Annotated in this window: 17 protein-coding genes; 13 read left to right on the forward strand and 4 right to left on the reverse strand. The window is 69.1% G+C overall.

Annotated features, from left to right (window positions below; translation table 11 throughout):
- Positions 1 to 700 precede the first annotated feature (700 nt).
- The 6 genes from R2B67_RS06970 (at position 701) to R2B67_RS06995 (ending at position 5,798) form a co-directional block, all read left to right on the forward strand.
- Positions 701 to 1,843 carry an ATP-binding protein gene (locus tag R2B67_RS06970; protein ID WP_381073673.1) on the forward strand — a complete coding sequence of 381 codons (1,143 nt, stop codon included), beginning with the start codon at positions 701 to 703 and terminating at the stop codon, positions 1,841 to 1,843.
- Positions 1,747 to 2,130, forward strand: a complete 384-nt coding sequence (locus R2B67_RS06975) for a roadblock/LC7 domain-containing protein (RefSeq protein ID WP_381073726.1) — start codon at positions 1,747 to 1,749, stop codon at positions 2,128 to 2,130. The genes R2B67_RS06970 and R2B67_RS06975 overlap by 97 nt, the downstream gene beginning before the upstream one ends.
- Positions 2,130 to 2,489: a DUF742 domain-containing protein gene (locus R2B67_RS06980; RefSeq protein ID WP_317816926.1), complete on the forward strand. Its 360-nt coding sequence runs from the start codon at positions 2,130 to 2,132 to the stop codon at positions 2,487 to 2,489. The genes R2B67_RS06975 and R2B67_RS06980 overlap by 1 nt, the downstream gene beginning before the upstream one ends.
- A gap of 61 nt (positions 2,490 to 2,550) precedes the next feature.
- Positions 2,551 to 3,102 (forward strand): GTP-binding protein, encoded by a 552-nt coding sequence (locus tag R2B67_RS06985; RefSeq protein ID WP_018516230.1) that lies wholly within the window; start codon positions 2,551 to 2,553, stop codon positions 3,100 to 3,102.
- Positions 3,099 to 4,466, forward strand: a complete 1,368-nt coding sequence (locus R2B67_RS06990) for a cytochrome P450 (RefSeq protein ID WP_317816927.1) — start codon at positions 3,099 to 3,101, stop codon at positions 4,464 to 4,466. The genes R2B67_RS06985 and R2B67_RS06990 overlap by 4 nt, the downstream gene beginning before the upstream one ends.
- 84 nt (positions 4,467 to 4,550) lie before the next feature.
- Positions 4,551 to 5,798, forward strand: coding sequence for a cytochrome P450 family protein (locus tag R2B67_RS06995; RefSeq protein WP_317816928.1), 1,248 nt, complete (start codon positions 4,551 to 4,553; stop codon positions 5,796 to 5,798).
- A gap of 540 nt (positions 5,799 to 6,338) precedes the next feature.
- On the opposite strand, the gene R2B67_RS07000 is transcribed toward R2B67_RS06995, so the two are convergent.
- The gene (locus tag R2B67_RS07000) at positions 6,339 to 6,725 is read right to left on the reverse strand and encodes a WXG100 family type VII secretion target (RefSeq protein ID WP_317816929.1); all 387 of its coding nucleotides are present in this window, start codon (positions 6,723 to 6,725) and stop codon (positions 6,339 to 6,341) included.
- 226 nt (positions 6,726 to 6,951) lie between these two features.
- Here R2B67_RS07000 and R2B67_RS07005 point away from each other — a divergent pair, with 226 nt between their 5' ends.
- Genes R2B67_RS07005 through R2B67_RS07025 form a run of 5 tightly spaced genes read left to right on the forward strand, consistent with a single transcriptional unit; the run spans position 6,952 to position 10,640 of the window.
- Positions 6,952 to 7,257 (forward strand): WXG100 family type VII secretion target, encoded by a 306-nt coding sequence (locus R2B67_RS07005; RefSeq protein ID WP_222316598.1) that lies wholly within the window; start codon positions 6,952 to 6,954, stop codon positions 7,255 to 7,257.
- Entirely contained in the window at positions 7,257 to 9,026 is a 1,770-nt protein-coding gene (locus R2B67_RS07010; protein WP_317816931.1) for an RNase A-like domain-containing protein, read from the forward strand. The genes R2B67_RS07005 and R2B67_RS07010 overlap by 1 nt, the downstream gene beginning before the upstream one ends.
- Positions 9,027 to 9,052: 26 nt before the next feature.
- Complete coding sequence (locus tag R2B67_RS07015) at positions 9,053 to 9,613, forward strand: hypothetical protein (RefSeq protein ID WP_317816932.1); 561 nt, start codon at positions 9,053 to 9,055, stop codon at positions 9,611 to 9,613.
- 42 nt (positions 9,614 to 9,655) lie between these two features.
- Entirely contained in the window at positions 9,656 to 9,970 is a 315-nt protein-coding gene (locus R2B67_RS07020; RefSeq protein WP_261339882.1) for an RNase A-like domain-containing protein, read from the forward strand.
- 13 nt (positions 9,971 to 9,983) lie between these two features.
- A complete protein-coding gene (locus R2B67_RS07025) occupies positions 9,984 to 10,640 on the forward strand; it encodes a contact-dependent growth inhibition system immunity protein (RefSeq protein ID WP_030703582.1) in 657 nt (218 codons plus the stop codon).
- Positions 10,641 to 11,037: 397 nt separating this feature from the next.
- Here the strand turns inward: R2B67_RS07025 and R2B67_RS07030 are convergent, their stop codons facing one another.
- A complete protein-coding gene (locus R2B67_RS07030) occupies positions 11,038 to 12,366 on the reverse strand; it encodes a class I SAM-dependent RNA methyltransferase (protein WP_317816935.1) in 1,329 nt (442 codons plus the stop codon).
- Between the two features lie 121 nt (positions 12,367 to 12,487).
- Positions 12,488 to 14,536 (reverse strand): APC family permease, encoded by a 2,049-nt coding sequence (locus R2B67_RS07035; protein WP_317816936.1) that lies wholly within the window; start codon positions 14,534 to 14,536, stop codon positions 12,488 to 12,490.
- Between the two features lie 322 nt (positions 14,537 to 14,858).
- On the opposite strand from R2B67_RS07035, the gene R2B67_RS07040 reads away from it, so the two are divergent.
- Positions 14,859 to 15,527, forward strand: a complete 669-nt coding sequence (locus R2B67_RS07040; protein ID WP_030571488.1) for a potassium channel family protein — start codon at positions 14,859 to 14,861, stop codon at positions 15,525 to 15,527.
- Complete coding sequence (locus R2B67_RS07045) at positions 15,527 to 16,207, forward strand: potassium channel family protein (RefSeq protein WP_109979906.1); 681 nt, start codon at positions 15,527 to 15,529, stop codon at positions 16,205 to 16,207. The genes R2B67_RS07040 and R2B67_RS07045 overlap by 1 nt, the downstream gene beginning before the upstream one ends.
- Positions 16,208 to 16,290: 83 nt before the next feature.
- Here R2B67_RS07045 and R2B67_RS07050 read toward each other — a convergent pair whose 3' ends face one another.
- Positions 16,291 to 17,085 carry a DUF3159 domain-containing protein gene (locus R2B67_RS07050; protein ID WP_317816938.1) on the reverse strand — a complete coding sequence of 265 codons (795 nt, stop codon included), beginning with the start codon at positions 17,083 to 17,085 and terminating at the stop codon, positions 16,291 to 16,293.

A 17,085-nucleotide genomic window follows, 5' to 3' on the forward strand; every position in this document is an offset into this window, starting at 1 on the left:
CACTCGTGGCCCTCCGCCTCCCTCTTGGCCCTCCACCGGCAGGCCGAGGGCAACCGGGACCTCCCGCGCTTCGGTGAACCCGTACGTTCATCGAACTCCGCCCCTGACGACGCGAGCATCGGCCCGCTCAAGACCATCCGGGCGACGGGGGTGGACCGGGACCATGCCTCGTCCGGCGGGACGGAGCTCTAACGAGGGGTGGCGGTGGGCGGTGGGCGGCGATCCCGCGCCGACTACCCGGCTCCGGCTTCACGCATGGTCCGCCTCCGAGCACCCTCGCTGGGCTCTGCAGCCTCGGGCGGCCTGCGAGTGTCGCCCCTCCGCTCGCAAGAAGAGCAGCCTGATGGCGCCCGGAGCGTCAAACGAGCGTCGCAGCGGACAGTCCGTGCCGCTGAGGCGAGCCGTTCACCCCACCTCGCCACCCTCGCCGGCGCCGACGCCCGCTTCGAACGAGGCCGTTGTGCACCGACACCCCCAACCCCCACAGACACCACCCCGGAACGGACGGTTCATGGGCGTCAACACGCCATTCTCAGCTACCTGTTGTGACTGAATGAGATCAACACCTCAACAAATGAGGTTAGTTGACCTACGCTTTGCATGCCCTCAATCCCGAACGTGGGTTCGACATGTCGTGAAAGGTTTCGCTTCTCGTGGCTGGTACCGCTGTCCGCAGGGTCGTCAGGTCGGGACCGCCGCAGTGAGCCGACCGTCGAGGTCGAGGGAGCCACGACGCGACCTCGGTGCGCGCGCCGCCGTCGCCGGATGGGCCGTCTCCCTGCCGGCCGCCGCCGGTGCGGGGTGGGCCGCCGTCAGCGTGGACGCCGAGTGGCACCAGGCCCTCGCGGGAGCCTGTGCCGCGGCCGTCGCCCTGCTGATCGCCCGCGTGCTGGTCCTCACCCGGCGGCTGTCCACCGAACGCGCACGCCATGCCCGGGAGGCCGAAGTGGCCGCCGCCCGGGGCGCCGAGGTGGCGCACCTGGCGACGGTACGCGTCCCGGCCATCGCGGAGCGGCTGCACACCGGACAGCAACTGGACGGCGTGCCGGGGCCGATGGCGCCGCCGGAGGAGACCGGTGAGGAGTTCGCCCGGGCGCTGGACTCGGTCGTCGTAGCGCTCGGCTCGGACACGGCCGTGCACCGCGAGCGCGCCCTGCGCGACTCGGTGCAGGCCGCCTTCGAATCCGTGGCGCGCACCATGCACGTGATGGCGACCGTGCAGCAGCAGGTCCTGGACGAGGTCGAGCGCTCCATCGAGGATCCTCTCCTGATGGCGAACGTGATGAAGGCCGACCACGCGGCCTCCCAGATGACCCGCAAGGCGCAGACGCTTCTGGTGATGTGCGGAATCTGGCCCGCCCGTCGGGAGACCCGGCCGGTCTCGCTCTACGACTGCGTACGGGGCGCCCAGTCCCGGATCGTGGAGTTCGGGCGGATCGAGGTGCACGGCGGACAGACCCTGTACGCGGTGCCCCCGGCCGCGGAGGGGCTGATGCACTCCATCGCCGAGCTGCTGGAGAACGCCACGGTGTTCTCACCGTCCAGCTCCCCCGTGGTCGTCAGCGTGCGGGAGGTGGGCTCCGGTGCGGTCATCGAGATCGACGACGCCGGGCTCGGGATGCCGCCGGACGTCCTGCACCAGGCCCTCGGCCATCTCCGCGACGACCTTGACCTGACCCGCCTGGGTGCGGTGCCCCGCCTCGGCCTGGCGTCCGTCGGGCGCTGGAGCCGGGAGCTGGGTTTCAGATTCCCGGCGTCCGGCACGCCGTGGTGGTGTCCGAGGACGGGTTGCGTCTCGGCCACGCCTCCGCCGAGAACCTCTCGGGTCCGGTGGCCAGCCTGAGCGTCGCCGACGCGGAGTCGCTCTCGGCGGCCGGTGCGGCGATGACCATGACGGGCCGGTCCACCAGCGCGCTGCTCTTCGGACGAGGCGCCGGAACACGCCAGTTGATGCTGGAGACCGACCAGGGTTTCGTGCTGTTCACCCATGCCGGGGTGGGCGCGCACCTGGGGGTCGCCACCGAGCTGGACGCCGACGTGGGCCTGGTGGCCCAGCAGATGCAGTTGCTGGTCGCGAAGATCGGCGCACACCTGAGCAGCCTGCCCCGGGACGAGGCCGCCGCGACGTGATGGCAGAGCGGCCCGAGGTGCCGAGGGCCTCGGCGATCCGCCCCTACGTCATCACCCGCGGCCGCACGGAATCCGAGGGCGAGCCGCTGTCCTGGGAATCCCTGGTGATGACGGCGGAGGCGGCATTCCCCGCCACCCTCCAGCCGGAGCACCTCGCCATCCTGAAGCACTGCGAGGGGCTCATCTCGGTCGCGGAGGTGGCCGCTCACCTCGGCCAGCCGTCATCGGTCGCGCAGGTGCTGCTCTCCGATCTCCTGCGATGGGGGCTGATCGTGACCCGGCCGCCCATCCCGCCGGCCGAACGCGCCGATGTGACCATGCTCAGAAAGGTCCTCCATGGTCTCGAAAGCTGTCTCTGAAGCCCCGGCCGAGGCCGGCCCGCCGCCCGCGGCGGCCGGCGGGAAGTACCTCGACTCGAACGTGTCGGGCGCGGCGAAGATCCTGGTCGTCGGCCCGCTGGGAGTGGGCAAGACGACGCTGATCGGTACGGTGTCGGAGATCGAACCGCTCTCCACCGAGGCGTCGATGACCAGGGCGGGCGTCCGGGTGGACCCGTACGCCGGGGACAGCGGCAAGAAGACCACCACGGTCGCCCTGGACTTCGGCCGGCTGACCATCGACGGCGATCTGGTCCTGTATCTGTTCGGCACTCCGGGCCAGCAGAGGTTCCTGCCGGCCTGGCGGGATCTGGCCAAGGGGGCGCTCGGCGCGCTCGCGCTGGTGGACAGCCGGGACCTGGCGGCTTCTTTCGACGCGCTGGACAACCTGGAGGATCTGGACCTGCCCTTCGCGGTCGCCGTCAACGTCTTCCCGTCCGGCCCCCGATACGACGCCGACGACATCCGTACGGCCCTCGACCTGCTGCCCGGCACCCCGCTGGTGACCTGTGACGCCCGGGACCGGGCCTCATCGATCCGGGCGCTGATCGCCCTGGTCCGCCACCTCATCCACGTCGCCACGGAGTCCTCATGAGCACGCCGCACCCCACGGCCCGGCCGGCCGCCGGCTGCCCCGTCACCGGCGCCCCCGTCACGGGGGCCGCGCTGTACGGGCCCGGCCTCGACGGCAACACCATGCCCGCGCTGTACGAGGAACTGCGCGGCACGCACGGCCCGGTGGCGCCGGTGTCCGTGGCCCCCGGCATCGACGCCTGGCTGGTCCTGGGCCACCGCGAACTGCTCCGGCTCACCCGCGAGGAACAGGATTTCTCGCACGACCCGCGCCGGTGGAGCCTGCTGCGCGAAGGTCGGGTGCCGGCCGACTCGCCGATCCTGCCGATGGTCGGCTGGCGCCCCGCGCTGCTCTTCGCGGACGGACAGCAGCACCGCAGGATGCGCACCGCCGTCTCCGACGCGCTGGCCGGGATCAACGGGCACGAGCTGCGCCGCAGCGTACGCACCACCGCCGAGGCCCTGATCGCCGGATTCGCGGCGCACGGCGAGGCCGATCTCGTCGCCGCCTACGCGCGCATGCTGCCGATGCGGGTGATCGCCGGGCTGCTCGGGGTGGACGACCGGACCGGCCGGGAGCTGGTGGAGGCGGTGGGAGGCCTGGTGTCCGCCACCAGCGGGGCGGCGGACGCCAGTCGCAGGATGGGCGCCATCCTGCTGTCACTGATCGAGGAGAAGCGGCGGGTGAGGGGCGACGACATCGTCTCGGCTCTGCTGCACCACCCGGCGCGGCTCACCGACGAGGAGGTGCTGCACAACCTGGTGGTCATGTTCGTGGCGGGCAACCAGACCACGGTGAACTGGATCGCCACCGCGCTGCGCATCCTGCTTTGCGACCCCGCGCTGCGCTCCTCGCTGAGCGGCGGCCACCTCAGCGTGGACGACGCACTCGACCTGGTCCTGTGGCGCTTCCCGCCCACCCAGAACTTCCCGGCCCGCTACGCCACCCGCGACATGAGTTTCGGCGGCCAGGACATCCGGGCGGGCGACATGCTGATCCTGGGCCTGGCGGCGGCCAACGCGGACCCGGAGGTCCTGCCGGCCGACGGCGCCCCCGTGGTCGGCAACCGCTCCCATATGGCCTTCGGCGCGGGCCCTCACACCTGCCCCGCCCAGGACCCGGCCCGGCTGATCACCCGGACCGCGGTCGACACGATCCGGCACCGGCTGCCGGACCTGGAACTGGCAGTTCCGGAAGCCGAGTTGAAGTGGGTCAACTCGCCCTGGAGCAAGGGCCTGGGCACTCTGCCCGTGCGCTTCACCTCGCCGCAGTTGCCGCAAGGGCCGGTACCCTCCCAGGCGACCACGACCACGACTGCGGCCTCGACCTCGGCCCCGGCATGGCCGCACCGGAACGCGGCGCAGCCACAGGCCCGTCCGCACTGACCGTTCGAAGCACGTCCGCACTCACCCGTTCGGAGCACGTCCTCCCCCGGCCTGTCGCCGTCCCTCCGAAGACCTGGAGCCCCGTTGAACACGTCACCGCAGAACCCCACGGCCGACCGCCCGCACCGCCTGGACCCGGCGGGCGGCTGCCCGCACGCGGCCAACGCCCGGCTGCTGGCCCAGGGGTCGGTCACTCCGGTGGTTCTCCCCGGCGAGGTGCGGGGGATGGCCGTGCTGGGCCACGACGCGCTGAAGGAGTTCCTCGCGCACCCCGACGTCGCCAAGAACGCGCAGCACTTCACGGCGCTGCAGGCCGGGGAGATCGCCGACGGCTGGCCGCTGAAGACCTTCGCCACGGTGCAGGGGATGACGACCGCGGACGGCGCCGACCACCGGCGGCTGCGGTCGCTGATGAGCAAGGCGTTCACGGCCCGCCGGGTGGAGGAACTACGCCCATACGTAGCGGAACTGACAACCCGCCTGCTGAACGGCCTGGAGAAGGCCACAGCCGAGGACGGCGTCGTCGACCTGCGCACCCACTTCGCGCTGCCGCTGCCGATGGGCGTCATCTGCGAACTGCTGGGCGTGGACGAGGCCCACCACGACCGGCTGCACCGCCTCTCCAACCAGATCGTGGCCACGGACATCGGGCCGGCCGAGGCGATGGCCGCCAACCGGGAGATGGTGGAGGTCCTGAGCGCGGTCGCGGCCGCCCGGGCGGCCGACCCGGGGGACGACCTCACCAGCGCGATGATCGCGGCCCGTGAGGAGGACGGCGACCGGTTCAGCCCGCACGAGCTGATCGGCACGCTGATGCTGACCATCATCGCGGGACACGAGACGACGCTGAACCTGATCACGAACGCCGTACGCGCCCTGTGCACCCACCGGGACCAGCTCGACCTGGTCCTGACCGGCCGGGCGAGCTGGGCGGACGTGGTGGAGGAGACCCTGCGCTGGGACAGCCCGGTCAGCTACTTCCCCTTCCGCTACCCGACCCGCGATCTGACCCTGGACGGCACCGTGATCCCCCAGGGCACCCCGGTCCTCGCAGGCTACTCCGCGGCCGGCCGCGACCCCCAGGCCCACGGCCCGGACGCGGCCCGCTTCGACGTCACCCGCCCCGGCACGTCCCGCCACCTCTCGCTGGGACACGGCGCGCACTACTGCATGGGCGCGCCGCTGGCCCGTCTGGAGAGCATCACGGCCCTGGAACAGCTCTTCACCCGCTTCCCGGCCCTGGACCTCGCGGTTCCGGAGCCGGAACTCCCGCGCCACGCCTCGTTCGTGGGGAACAGCGTGCAGAAGTTGCCGGTGCGGCTGAAGGGGTGAGGGAGCGCCCGGACGAACCTGAGCAGCCTCAGGGGATCGCAGGTCAGACCGCCTTTGCAGCCGGCTCCAGGATCGCCACGCACTCCACATGGTGCGTCATAGGAAAGGCGTTGGCCTAGGCGAGTCACGGAAAACCCCAGGTCAGACACACATTTCTCAGCTCGCCATCCTGCGTGGGGGACCTGGAGCGTCAAATGAGCGTCACAACCTCCCCCACGTTCCAGGCCATCCGTGTCGGCGCCTATCCCTGGCGCTATGTGACAAGAGGCAGCTCTCGTCGAGGCTCGGGAAGGTACAAGCCTGGAGCTGCTGCGGTCGGCTCGCTGGTGGGCACGCGCGGCGGTGTCGGTACCGCCCACATTCCCAGGGGGTGACTCAGGATGGTTCAGCACCGGCCCGTGGTCCGGTACGACGGCGTTCGTTACGGGAACACAAGCGCGAAGCGACGGGCTTGGATAGCGGTCGCATCCGGCCGATCACGTCCGGAGACGCCATCGTGGGAGGACCTCGGTCCGTGTTTGAGGGGGCACCCTCAGCGCTTCAGAGATCTTGCAGACGACTGCGCGGCGGCGGGGTCGACGGAGTTGACAAGGCATCTGCGGCTGCTTCTACGTCGATGTCGACCTGGACTCTGCGGAACTGTTCAAGGGTCTCGAGCTCTTGGTCCGTGAAGCCTCCTTCGCTGAGACGAATGGCCTGCGCCAGAACTTGAATGGTCTGCCCGATACGAACGGCATCCTCCGCGGCGCCGCGATGAAGCGATCGATAAGACGTGGCAGTGGGGCCCTGCCAGCCGGTCTCGATGCCGTCGACGATCTCGTCCATACGCTTGAACTGCTTGCCGAGATACTCGTGCATGTCATCCAGATCGTCCGCCAGCTTTCTCAACTGTGACGACGTATAAGCGAGTTTGGGCTCATCACCCATGTCGGTCCCCCACGTTCGAACCCGTGTTGCAAGCCGACCAACCCTAGCAAGGCGGACACGACTTCACAGCCACGAGGGTCACGCACGCCGCTATCACTCCCACCACTGAGAGGCCCGGCTTCGCGTTGGACAGGCATGCGGCCGCCATGCGGCCCAGTGCCCGAGTCGGACTCCGCTCAGTTGATGAGTAGCATCATGAGTGACTGCTTCTAGGGGGATCAGTACCGTGCCGGGCGAAGACCGCATCACTGTTAATTTCGCTACTTTGCAACAGCTTTCAGGTGACCTGGAGGACATCCTCCGCGTCCTCAACAAGAGACTGGACACGTTGTACGGGCGGGCTGCCAAAGCCGTTCTGAGCTGGGACGGCGAGGCGCGCGAAGCGTTCATCGACGAGCTGGACAAGTGGAGCCACTCCGCCGACGACCTCAAGGCGGCCCAGGCTTGGCTTCACGAGGTCGTGGTGAAGGGCCACCTGAACTACGCCGCGGCCAACAGGTCTGTGCTCGAAGGCTGGGGAGGCGGTGCCTGATGGCCGGCCCTGCCTCACCCGCCCAGCCGCCGGGTGACAGCGGCACCATCGACGTCAAGCCGAGCGACCTCTGGTCGGTCTCTGGTCGGGTCGCCGCACAGCAGGACTTCCTGGTACGGGGTGCCAAAACGCTTCTCGAGGAGCTGGGCAAGTACCCCGACGCAGGCGGTGCCGGCACCGAGGCCGAGAAGTTCGCCCGGGCGTACAAGAAGATCGGTAGTCGCTGGCTGGAGGTGTGGGGCCGGTCCGTGCTCAGCGTCGGCGGTGTCGCAGTCGGGTTCACCGAGACGGCCAATGCATACACCAGGGCAGACGCGGCAGCCCACCCCAAGCCGGGGAAGACGGCCGAGCAGCGCCCCCGGCCCGCAGTCATCGACAAAGACCCGAACCTTGGCTCCATCCCCGACATCAAGTGGGGCGATGACGACGGCGGCGATGACATCCTGCGGGGCTTGATGGAGGGCATGCCCGAAATCGTCCGGGATCTCCTCCATCCCCTGTGCAAGCACGTGTTCCGGGTCGGCAGGGTGGCAGACGTTTACCCGTATCCGGAGCAGCACTATCTCAACTCCCTCTGCCACAGCTGGATGAACGTCTCCGTCACTGCGTCGCTGGGGGCGGACCAGCTCACCCAGGCTGTCGGTGTCATCACCAACCACCAGCAGGCGGAGTGGGAGGCTGCGATGCGGACCTTCTGCAGCGCCCTGTGGGGAGGAACGGCCTGGGGGCAGCGACAGCACGGCTACCAGTGGGCGCAGACCGCCAACTCCGGCCACGGCACACCACGCGTCCCCACGGGCAGTCAGCCCGTCCTGGCCGTACTGAAAGACACGGCCGATGACATCGCCACCATCCTGCGCGAGTACGCGGAAGCCGCCGTCGACCTGAACCGCGACGTCAAGGACGAGCTCGACCGCGCCATGTGGAAAGCCGCCAAGGACATCATCGAGGACCTGGCCAAGCCCAAAGACCTGAAGAGCGCGCTCGGCGCCGCCACATCTCTCCTCGGCAGCGGTGCTGGCCTGCTCCTGTCGTTCGACGTCAAGACGGTACTAAACCTCGACACCGCCAAGCTGAACGGGATCGTCGCCAAATACACCGGCGTCCTCGACGGCTTGACCACGCGGATGACGGCACTGGAAGGGCCGCTGGATGAGGCGTACCGCAGCGCCCCCAAGTTCGAGGCCGGCATCGCTCGTGCGCACGGCTTCGGTACGCGGGCCCTGGAAGAATTCAAGGACTCGAAGGTCTGGCTGAAGGTCGATTCGAACGGCAACTACGACCTGAATCTCGCCGCCAACGAGTACATGGCGAACGGCCATACTTTGGACAAGCACGTCGGAAAGACGGACGAGCAGTTGGCGCAGCGCCTGCGTGACCAGCAGTCAGGCGGCCCGACAACGGCCTGGCCTCACGGCAAGCCGATGCCCAGCGGCTCCTCCGCCTTCCCGAACTACCAGCGCGCCGAGGAATTGACCGAGCGCAATCTCAACAAGAACAAGGCCGCCATCGAGGCATGGATCAAGGGGCCTCCGCCGGCCTCCGACGGCGACGTCAAGTCGTTCTACGACAAGGTGCCCAGCGGTGAGACCAGTGGCCGTAGCGTGAGCAAGCAGCCGGTGGACCCCAACGACCCGCTGTCCGGGTACAAGCAAGGCGGTCTGAATGCCAAGGCGTACGACGTGAGCGGGGTCGACACGCGTATCCGCTACGACAGCAACCGCAACCCTCCTTTCACTGTCATGACGTCGATGCCCTCCAAGACCTAGCGAAAGCCGAGAAAGGCCAGCACCACATGTCCGTCGACCAGACGTCCTGGGAAGCCGCGGTACGCCACTTGTACGAGGACGCGTACCCGTACGACGCCACGGGCCCGCGTCGCCACGAGAACTGGGTCCTCGACGTCCTTGCTCTGATGGCACGGGCCCCGGACCCCCGCGGCTGGACCCGTCTCGATGACGCGGCTGAGAACCCGGAGCGCGAGGCGTGCCCCACCTATCCCTTCGCCGCCCACCCGCCGGAGTACATCGCGAGGCGTCTCCAGGAGATCGACCGGGCTAGTGCCGAGAACCTGCTCCTCGCCCTTACGGACGACGGCTGCACCCTGTCCAACCTGAGTCGCTTCGCCGAAAGCGAGGCGGAGCTCCGGGTAATGGCGCGCACGATCCTCAAGCGCTACGGGGACTCCGCCCTTTTCGTCACCAACGTCAACAAACCCGGTCACGCGAGCGGCACGCTCGACTTCACATCATCGGGCTGGGCGTACAGCCCGCTGAGTGTGTACTCGGAGGACTATGGCCTGATCGTCGTCTCGGACACCGAGGTGGGCATGTTCTGGAACTTCGCCGACTACTGAACCGCTAGCCGTCCGTGGGAGCTCGGCTCCTGACGAGACAGTTTGAGAGGACGCCCCGTGCTGACCCGATCCGCCTCATACCCCGACCGGGAGACCGCCCAGTGGGCCACCCAGCAGGTGGTGACCGCCAACGAACAGGTCGTCCACCGCTGGCTCGCCCAGAACACCCGGGTCCGCCTCACTCTCGAGGCAGCCTGGCCGTCCCGTGAGGAGCCCGTGGGCCGGGTCCAGCTGGAGGGCGACCTGCTGGCCGGGCGCGGCCCCGTCGATGTGCGCGCGGCGCGCGTGGTGCTGCGCCGCGAGGCGACGAGTCCTCTCGGCTTCGTCGTCCACACAACCGTCCCGTTCTACCTGTAGGGGTCGCACGCACATGTCCATGAAGCCCCTCGAACACGACCGACGGTACGGCGAGCTGGACCAGGTCATGCGCGCGTATCTGGGTCAGCCGGCCGACGACACCCCGGAGCGACGCAGTCGCGCCCTGGACGCGTACCTCCGTCACACCTGGCATACCCGCCCTGCGGCCATCGCGGAGGCGGAGCGACAGCTGCGCGAATACAGCCGTAATCCTCCGGGGCGCATTCGGCATGAGCTGGGTGAGTTCTACTCGATCCCGGACACCGGAAAGCCCCAGTCGGACATCGGTGACTGGCTGACGGTGCTGGCCGACCACCTGAAGCGGAGCATCGAGGAGGGCGACGTCCCGGAGCCATCGTCCCCACAGACGCACTGGGAGTGGCACGCGCGCTTTCCGGAGACTGCGCAACTACTGGGGGGCTGGTTCTCGCAGGACATCGTTGACGAGTTTCTCGGCCACGACGCCGCAGTCACAGACTACGCCCAGACCACAAACCCGCAGTTGGTCGCCCGCCTCGTGGGTGAACTGCACGAGTTGCTCGCCCTCCCCCTGGACGAGGGGGACTACGCCCTGGCTGCCGCCGAACTCGGCATGGAGGTCGGCCCGCCGGAACCGTTCTCCCACGGCGCCTGGTTCCAGTCGCTGGCTGCGACGCTCTCCGGTGTCTGATCCGGCTGATCGGGCGATTCGCAGTCCGAAGGCGGATGTATCTCAGTGCCCTAACCACACCGACCGGGCCAGGACGGCTACCCCAACCTGACCACCCGGGCGGCCAGATGGCTCGTGGCGGCCAAGAAACCTCTCCCCCACGATGATGCGACGGCCCGTACCGCGCCGTGGGTTCGAAGCTCACCCGACGCATCGTAAGAACGAGCGTCAGATGAGCGTCGAGCCCGTCGTGCACCATTCCTGACGAAGGCCGCCGCAGACCGCTTGCCCCTGCACTCTTGGGTGAGGCCGCAGGTCAGAGCAGTGCGCCTGGACGGCCGCGCGCTCCATGTCGTGTCCGGTGGGAAACATGTCGAACGCATCCCGCCGCACCTGAGAACCCCGGAAAAACTGCAGGTCAGATCCCCTTTGCAGCAGGCTCCAAGATCGCCACGCACTCCACATGATGCGTCATAGGAAACAGATCGAACGCTCGCAGCGTCCGCACCCGGTACCCGCCCTCCGCGAAGTACGCCAGGTCCCGGGCCAGCGCCGCCGGGTCGCAGGCCACGTAGGCGATCTTGCGGGCGCCCAGGCCCGACAGGTGCTTGACCACCTGCTTGCCCGCGCCCGCGCGCGGCGGGTCCAGGACGATCAGGTCGCACTCCGTGATGCCCGTGCGGGGCAGGACCTGGTCGACCTTGCCCTGTTCGATGCGGACCCGGTCCAGGTCCTTGAGGTTGTGGCGGGCGTCCTCGACCGCGCGCTTGCCGGACTCGATGCCGAGCACCGCGCCCTTCTCGCCGATGCGCTGGCCGATGGCTCCGGCGAAGAGGCCGACGCCGCAGTAGAGGTCGAGGGCCGTGTCGTTCTTGCGGGGCAGCAGGCCCTGCATGACCGCGCGGACCAGGGTGTTGGCCGCCTGCGGGTGGACCTGCCAGAAGCCGCCGGAGCCGACGCGGTACGTGCGGTCGTCGGCGCGTTCGCGGACGAAGGCGCGGCCGTGGACGCGGTGGACGCCGCCGTCGTGCTCCTCGACGCGGAGTACGGAGACCGGCTTGTCCAGCTCGACCAGGGGGAGCCGGCCGCCGGGCTTCGGGGTGAGGATGACCTGGCGGTCGTTCGAGCCGGTGGCTGTGATGGCCTCGACCGCGGCCAGCTGCGGCCACTCGCGCTTCTCGACGCCGAGTTCCGAGACGCCGGGTGCGGCGATCAGGCAGTGGTCGATCGGCTGGACGTCGTGCGAGCGGTGCTTGCGCAGGCCCGCCCGGCCGTCCGCGTCGACGGTGTACTGGACGCGGGTGCGCCACGCGGGGACCTCGCCCGGCGGGAGCTTGTCGCCATCGGCGGGCATGACCGTGCCGTCCCAGCCGGCCTCCTCGGGCGTCAGGCCCGCCAGGCGCTGGAGCTGCTCGGCGATCACCTCGCCCTTGAGACGGCGCTGCGCGCCGGGCTTGGCGTGCTGCCAGTCGCAGCCGCCGCACATGCCGGGACCGGCGTACGGGCACGGGGCCTCGACCCGGTCCTTGGACGGCTCCAGGATCCGTACCGCGTCGGCCCGCAGGAAGCGGGAGCCCGTGTCGCCGTCGGTGACCTTGGCGATGATCTTCTCGCCGGGCAGCGTGTGGCGGACGAAGAGGACCTGGTTCTCGGCGGTACGGGCGATGCAGTGGCCGCCGTGTGCGACGGGGCCGACCTCGACCTCGTACTCCTCCCCGACCAGCGACGACGTGGGTGCGTTCTGCATGAGGGGAGGCTCCAGGGAGGGGGAAGGGGGGCATACCGGGCAGGCGTGCATGCCCGGACGACAGCCGACCAGTCTACGTGGGTGTGGCCGAGGCTCCGACCACGACCGGCCGCGGCCCGCCTCAGCCCTTCCGGCCCGGCTCCTTGTGCCGGCGCTCCACCGGGCCCCGCCGTACCGAACCCGGAGCGCTCCAGTCCGCTCGCCTGCGCGCCCGCTTCTTCGCCGCCTCGGAGGACTGGAGCTGGTACGGGACGGAGGTGACCATCACGCCCGGGGTGAACAGCAGGCGGCCCTTGAGGCGCAGGGCGCTCTGGTTGTGGAGCAGGTGCTCGTACCAGTGGCCGACCACGTACTCCGGGATGTACACGCTGATCACATCGCGCGGGCTGCTGCGGCGCAGGCCCTTGACGTACTCGATGACCGGGCGGGTCACCTCGCGGTACGGCGAGTCGAGGATCTTGAGCGGTACGTCGATGTTGCGCCGCTCCCAGTCCTCGCGCAGGGCCCTCGTCTCGTCCGGGTCGACGCTGATGGAGAGCGCCTCCAGATGGTCGGCGCGGATCAGCTTGGCGTAGGCGAGGGCCCGGAGGGTGGGCCGGTGGAGCTTGGAGACCAGGACGATCGCGTGGACGCGGGAGGGGCGGACGCTCTCGTCCGGGGAGGCGTCCTCGGCGGAGATCTCGGCGGCGACCCGGTCGTAGTGCTTCCGGATCGCGGTCATCGTGCCGTAGAAGATCACCATGCCGAGCAGGGCGACCCAGGCGCCGTGGCTGAACTTGGTGGCGAGCACGATCACCAGGACCACGCCGCAGAAGAAGGCGCCGAAGGCGTTGATGGCGCGGGACCGGATCATGTGGCGGCGCTTGGCCTGGTCCCCTTCGTCGATCAGCAGGCGGTTCCAGTGCCGCACCATGCCGGTCTGGCTGAGGGTGAAGGAGACGAAGACGCCGACGATGTACAGCTGGATCAGACGGGTGGAGTCGGCTCCGTAGATCCAGACCAGCAGCATCGCGGCACCGGCCAGCAGCACGATGCCGTTGGAGAAGGCGAGCCGGTCGCCGCGGGTGTGGAGCTGGCGCGGCAGGTAGCGGTCCTGGGCGAGGATCGAGCCGAGCAGCGGGAAACCGTTGTACGCGGTGTTCGCGGCCAGGAAGAGGACCAGCGCGGTGGCCGCGGCGAGCAGCATGAACAGGAACGAGCCGTGGCCGAAGACCGCCTCGGCCACCTGGGCGATCACCGGGTCCTGGGTGTAGCTCTCGCCGACCGGGACGCCGTCGCGGAGCAGGTCGACGGCCGGGTTCTCGGCCATCTTGACATCGGTGGTCATGGCCAGGGCGATGATCCCGCAGAACATGGTGACGGCGAGCAGGCCCATCATCGCGAGCGTCGTCGCCGCGTTCTTCGACTTCGGCTTACGGAAGGCGGGCACCCCGTTGCTGATCGCCTCGACCCCGGTGAGGGCCGCGCAGCCGGAGGAGAAGGCCCGCAGGAGGAGGAAGAGGAGAGCGAAGCCCGCGAGCCCCTGGTGCTCGGGTTTGATCTCCAGCTCGGAGGTCGGGGCGTGCATCGTGTCGCCGAGGACCAGGCCCCGGAACGCGCCCCACACGAGCATCAGGAAGACGCCGGCCACGAAGAGGTAGGTGGGGACCGCGAACAGCTTCCCCGACTCCTTGACCCCGCGCAGGTTCATCAGCGTGAGCAGCACGATGGCGCCGATCGCGCAGAGCGTCTTGTGCTCGACGACGAAGGGGATCGCGGAGCCCAGGTTCTCCACTCCGGCGGAGATCGACACGGCCACGGTGAGGACGTAGTCGACCAGCAGCGCGCTGGCGACGGTCAGTCCGGCCTTGGGCCCGAGGTTGGTGGTGGCGACCTCGTAGTCGCCGCCGCCACTCGGGTACGCGTGGACGTTCTGCCGGTAGGAGGCGACGACCGTGAACATGAGAACCACGACGGCCACCGCGATCCACGGGCTGAAGTGGTACGCCGACACACCCGCGATGGACAGCACGAGGAGGACTTCTCCGGGTGCGTACGCCACCGAGGACAGCGGGTCGGAAGCGAAGACGGGGAGCGCGATGCGCTTGGGGAGAAGGGTCTCCCCCAGCTTGTCGCTGCGCAGCGCCCGCCCGATCAGGATCCTTTTGGGCACGTCGGTCAGTTTGGACACGTCGAGGATCGTAAGCGGCCACCGTGCCGCTCACGCGCGCCTGATCGGCGTGACACCCCTGTTCTCCTGCGGTAGGAGCAGAATCCGACCGTAATCTTTAACGCAATCCTTGCGAACAGCGCAGCGCTTTTACTCCCCCTTTGCCCATGTGCCCGGGGCAACGCACACTCGGAGGAAACAGCGGTCCCCCAGCGGCATAAGCTCATCCCCGGGCAACGCCGAAGTCGTTGCCCCGTTGTTTGCCCGGCAAGCTGAGAGAGAAGTGTGAGCAGCGTGTTTTCGCAGGTCAGCCGGTTGACCAGGACGGCGAGGTAGGCGAACGGTGCACATCGTCATCATGGGCTGCGGGCGCGTCGGAGCCGCTCTCGCACAGACCCTGGAGCAGCAGGGCCACACGGTTGCGGTGATCGACCAGGACCCCACGGCCTTCCGCCGTCTCGGGTCCGGATTCGGCGGTCGCCGGGTCACCGGGGTCGGCTTCGATCAGGACACCCTCCGCGAGGCGGGCATCGAGGACGCCGGGGCGTTCGCCGCGGTCAGCAGCGGCGACAACTCCAACATCATCGCGGCCCGCGTGGCCCGCGAGATGTTCTCCATCGAGAACGTCGCGGCCCGCATCTACGACCCGAAGCGGGCCGAGGTCTACCAGCGGCTCGGCATCCCCACCGTGGCCACGGTCCGCTGGACGGCGGACCAGATGCTGCGGCGGCTGCTGCCCTCGGGCGCGGAGCCGCTGTGGCGCGATCCGAGCGGGGGTGTGCAGCTCGCCGAGGTGCACACGACACCGTCGTGGATCGGCCACCGGATCAGCACGCTCCAGGAGCAGACCGGCGTCCGCGTCGCCTTCCTCACCCGGTTGGGCGAGGCCATCCTGCCGACGTCGCAGACCGTCCTGCAGGAGGGCGACCTGGTCCACGTGATGATGCGTACGGACGAGATCGCCAAGGTCGAAGAGGCCTTCGCCGAGGGTCCCGAGGAGGGTGGTCACTGATGCGTGTGTCGATTGCCGGAGCGGGCGCGGTGGGCCGTTCCATCGCCACCGAACTGCTGGAGAACGGGCACGAGGTGCTGCTCATCGACAAGGCGCCCAGCGCCATCTCGGTGGAGCGGGTCCCGTCGGCGGAGTGGCTGCTCGCGGACGCCTGCGAGATCACCTCGCTGGACGAGGCGGCCCTCCAGCGCTGCAACGTGGTGATCGCGGCGACGGGCGACGACAAGGTGAACCTGGTCGTCTCGCTGCTCGCGAAGACCGAGTACGGCGTGCCGCGTGTGGTGGCGCGGGTCAACCACCCGAAGAACGAGTGGCTCTTCAACGAGTCCTGGGGCGTCGATGTCGCGGTCTCCACCCCGCGGCTGATGTCGGCCCTGGTCGAGGAGGCGGTGAGCGTCGGCGATCTGGTCCGGCTGCTGCGCTTCAGCCACGGCGACGCCAACCTGGTGGAGCTGACGCTGCCGCCGGAGTCGGCGCTGGCCGGCACCCGGGTCGGCGATGTGGCGTGGCCCGAGGACACCTCGCTGGTCACCATCATCCGGGGGACGCGGGTGCTGACGCCGAGCCCCGAGGAGTCCCTGGAGGCCGGTGACGAGCTGCTGTTCGTGGCGGCCCAGGCGCGCGAGGAGCAGCTGGAGGACCTGTTGTCGGTCCGCCGCGATCTGTCGTCCGACGGCTGACGCGTAGCCGTAGAGCTGACGCGTGAACATAAGAAGGGCCCGTAACCGCACAACAGCGGTAACGGGCCCTTACCTTTACGCCTTTACGCCTCCGGGTTGCGGAGGGCCGCTGCGGCCTGCTCGGCCTTGCGGTCCTTCTCCGCCTTCTCCTCGGCCTCCATCTCGGCGAACACGTCGATGGGCGGCGGAGCCTTCGCGAGGAAGACCCAGGTGAGGTAGACCGCGAGGAGGAACGGCGGGATCTTCAGCGCGATCAGCACCCAGCCGAACTGGGTGGTGTCGGCCCACCAGTACAGCGGGAAGAGAATCGCGCACTTGGTGAGCAGGATGAGGCCCCAGGCGTAACTGGCCTTGGTGTACGCCTTCTTCCGGCCCGGGTTACGCGTCCGCCAGGACAGGTTCTCCTTGAAGACCGGGCCCAGGATGAGACCGATCAGCGGTACGCCTGCGGCGGCGGTGCCCAGGTAGGCGACGGCCAGCCCCAGGGTGTAGAGCATGCCCGGCAGGTAGAAGTCCTTGGCGTTGCCCGTCATCATCGCGAAGACGACGCCGAAGGCGACCCCGAAGACGCCGCTGAAGGCGTGCTTCACGGTGTCCCGGCGGACCAGCCGTACGGCGACCAGGGCCAGGGAGACGGCCAGGGCCGCGATGGCCGAGATGTGCAGGTCCTTGTTGATCGTGAAGATCGTGACGAAGAGCAGCCCGGGCAGGACTGTCTCCACCATGCCGCGCACGCCGCCGAAGGCCTCGAAGAGGGCGGCTTCGGTGACCGCCTTCGACTCGGCGTCCTGGTGGGCGGCGTGCCTTCCGCCGACGCTCTGCCGGTCGGTGGGGTGGGGCTGGTCCGTTTCGGACGTCGGCTTGTCGAGAGACGTCAC

This window comes from Streptomyces cyaneofuscatus (assembly GCF_033109485.1).
Taxonomy (GTDB): Bacteria; Actinomycetota; Actinomycetes; order Streptomycetales; family Streptomycetaceae; genus Streptomyces; species Streptomyces cyaneofuscatus.

What these genes read in the sequence shown, in the direction of transcription:
- R2B67_RS07015 (WP_317816932.1), top strand. Translation starts at nt 9,053, where the DNA reads ATGTCCGTCGACCAGACGTCCTGGGAAGCCGCGGTACGCCACTTGTAC.
- R2B67_RS07010 (WP_317816931.1), top strand. Translation starts at nt 7,257, where the DNA reads ATGGCCGGCCCTGCCTCACCCGCCCAGCCGCCGGGTGACAGCGGCACC.
- R2B67_RS07030 (WP_317816935.1), bottom strand. Translation starts at nt 12,366, where the DNA reads ATGCAGAACGCACCCACGTCGTCGCTGGTCGGGGAGGAGTACGAGGTC.
- R2B67_RS06980 (WP_317816926.1), top strand. Translation starts at nt 2,130, where the DNA reads ATGGCAGAGCGGCCCGAGGTGCCGAGGGCCTCGGCGATCCGCCCCTAC.
- R2B67_RS06990 (WP_317816927.1), top strand. Translation starts at nt 3,099, where the DNA reads ATGAGCACGCCGCACCCCACGGCCCGGCCGGCCGCCGGCTGCCCCGTC.
- R2B67_RS07045 (WP_109979906.1), top strand. Translation starts at nt 15,527, where the DNA reads ATGCGTGTGTCGATTGCCGGAGCGGGCGCGGTGGGCCGTTCCATCGCC.
- R2B67_RS07025 (WP_030703582.1), top strand. Translation starts at nt 9,984, where the DNA reads ATGTCCATGAAGCCCCTCGAACACGACCGACGGTACGGCGAGCTGGAC.
- R2B67_RS07000 (WP_317816929.1), bottom strand. Translation starts at nt 6,725, where the DNA reads ATGGGTGATGAGCCCAAACTCGCTTATACGTCGTCACAGTTGAGAAAG.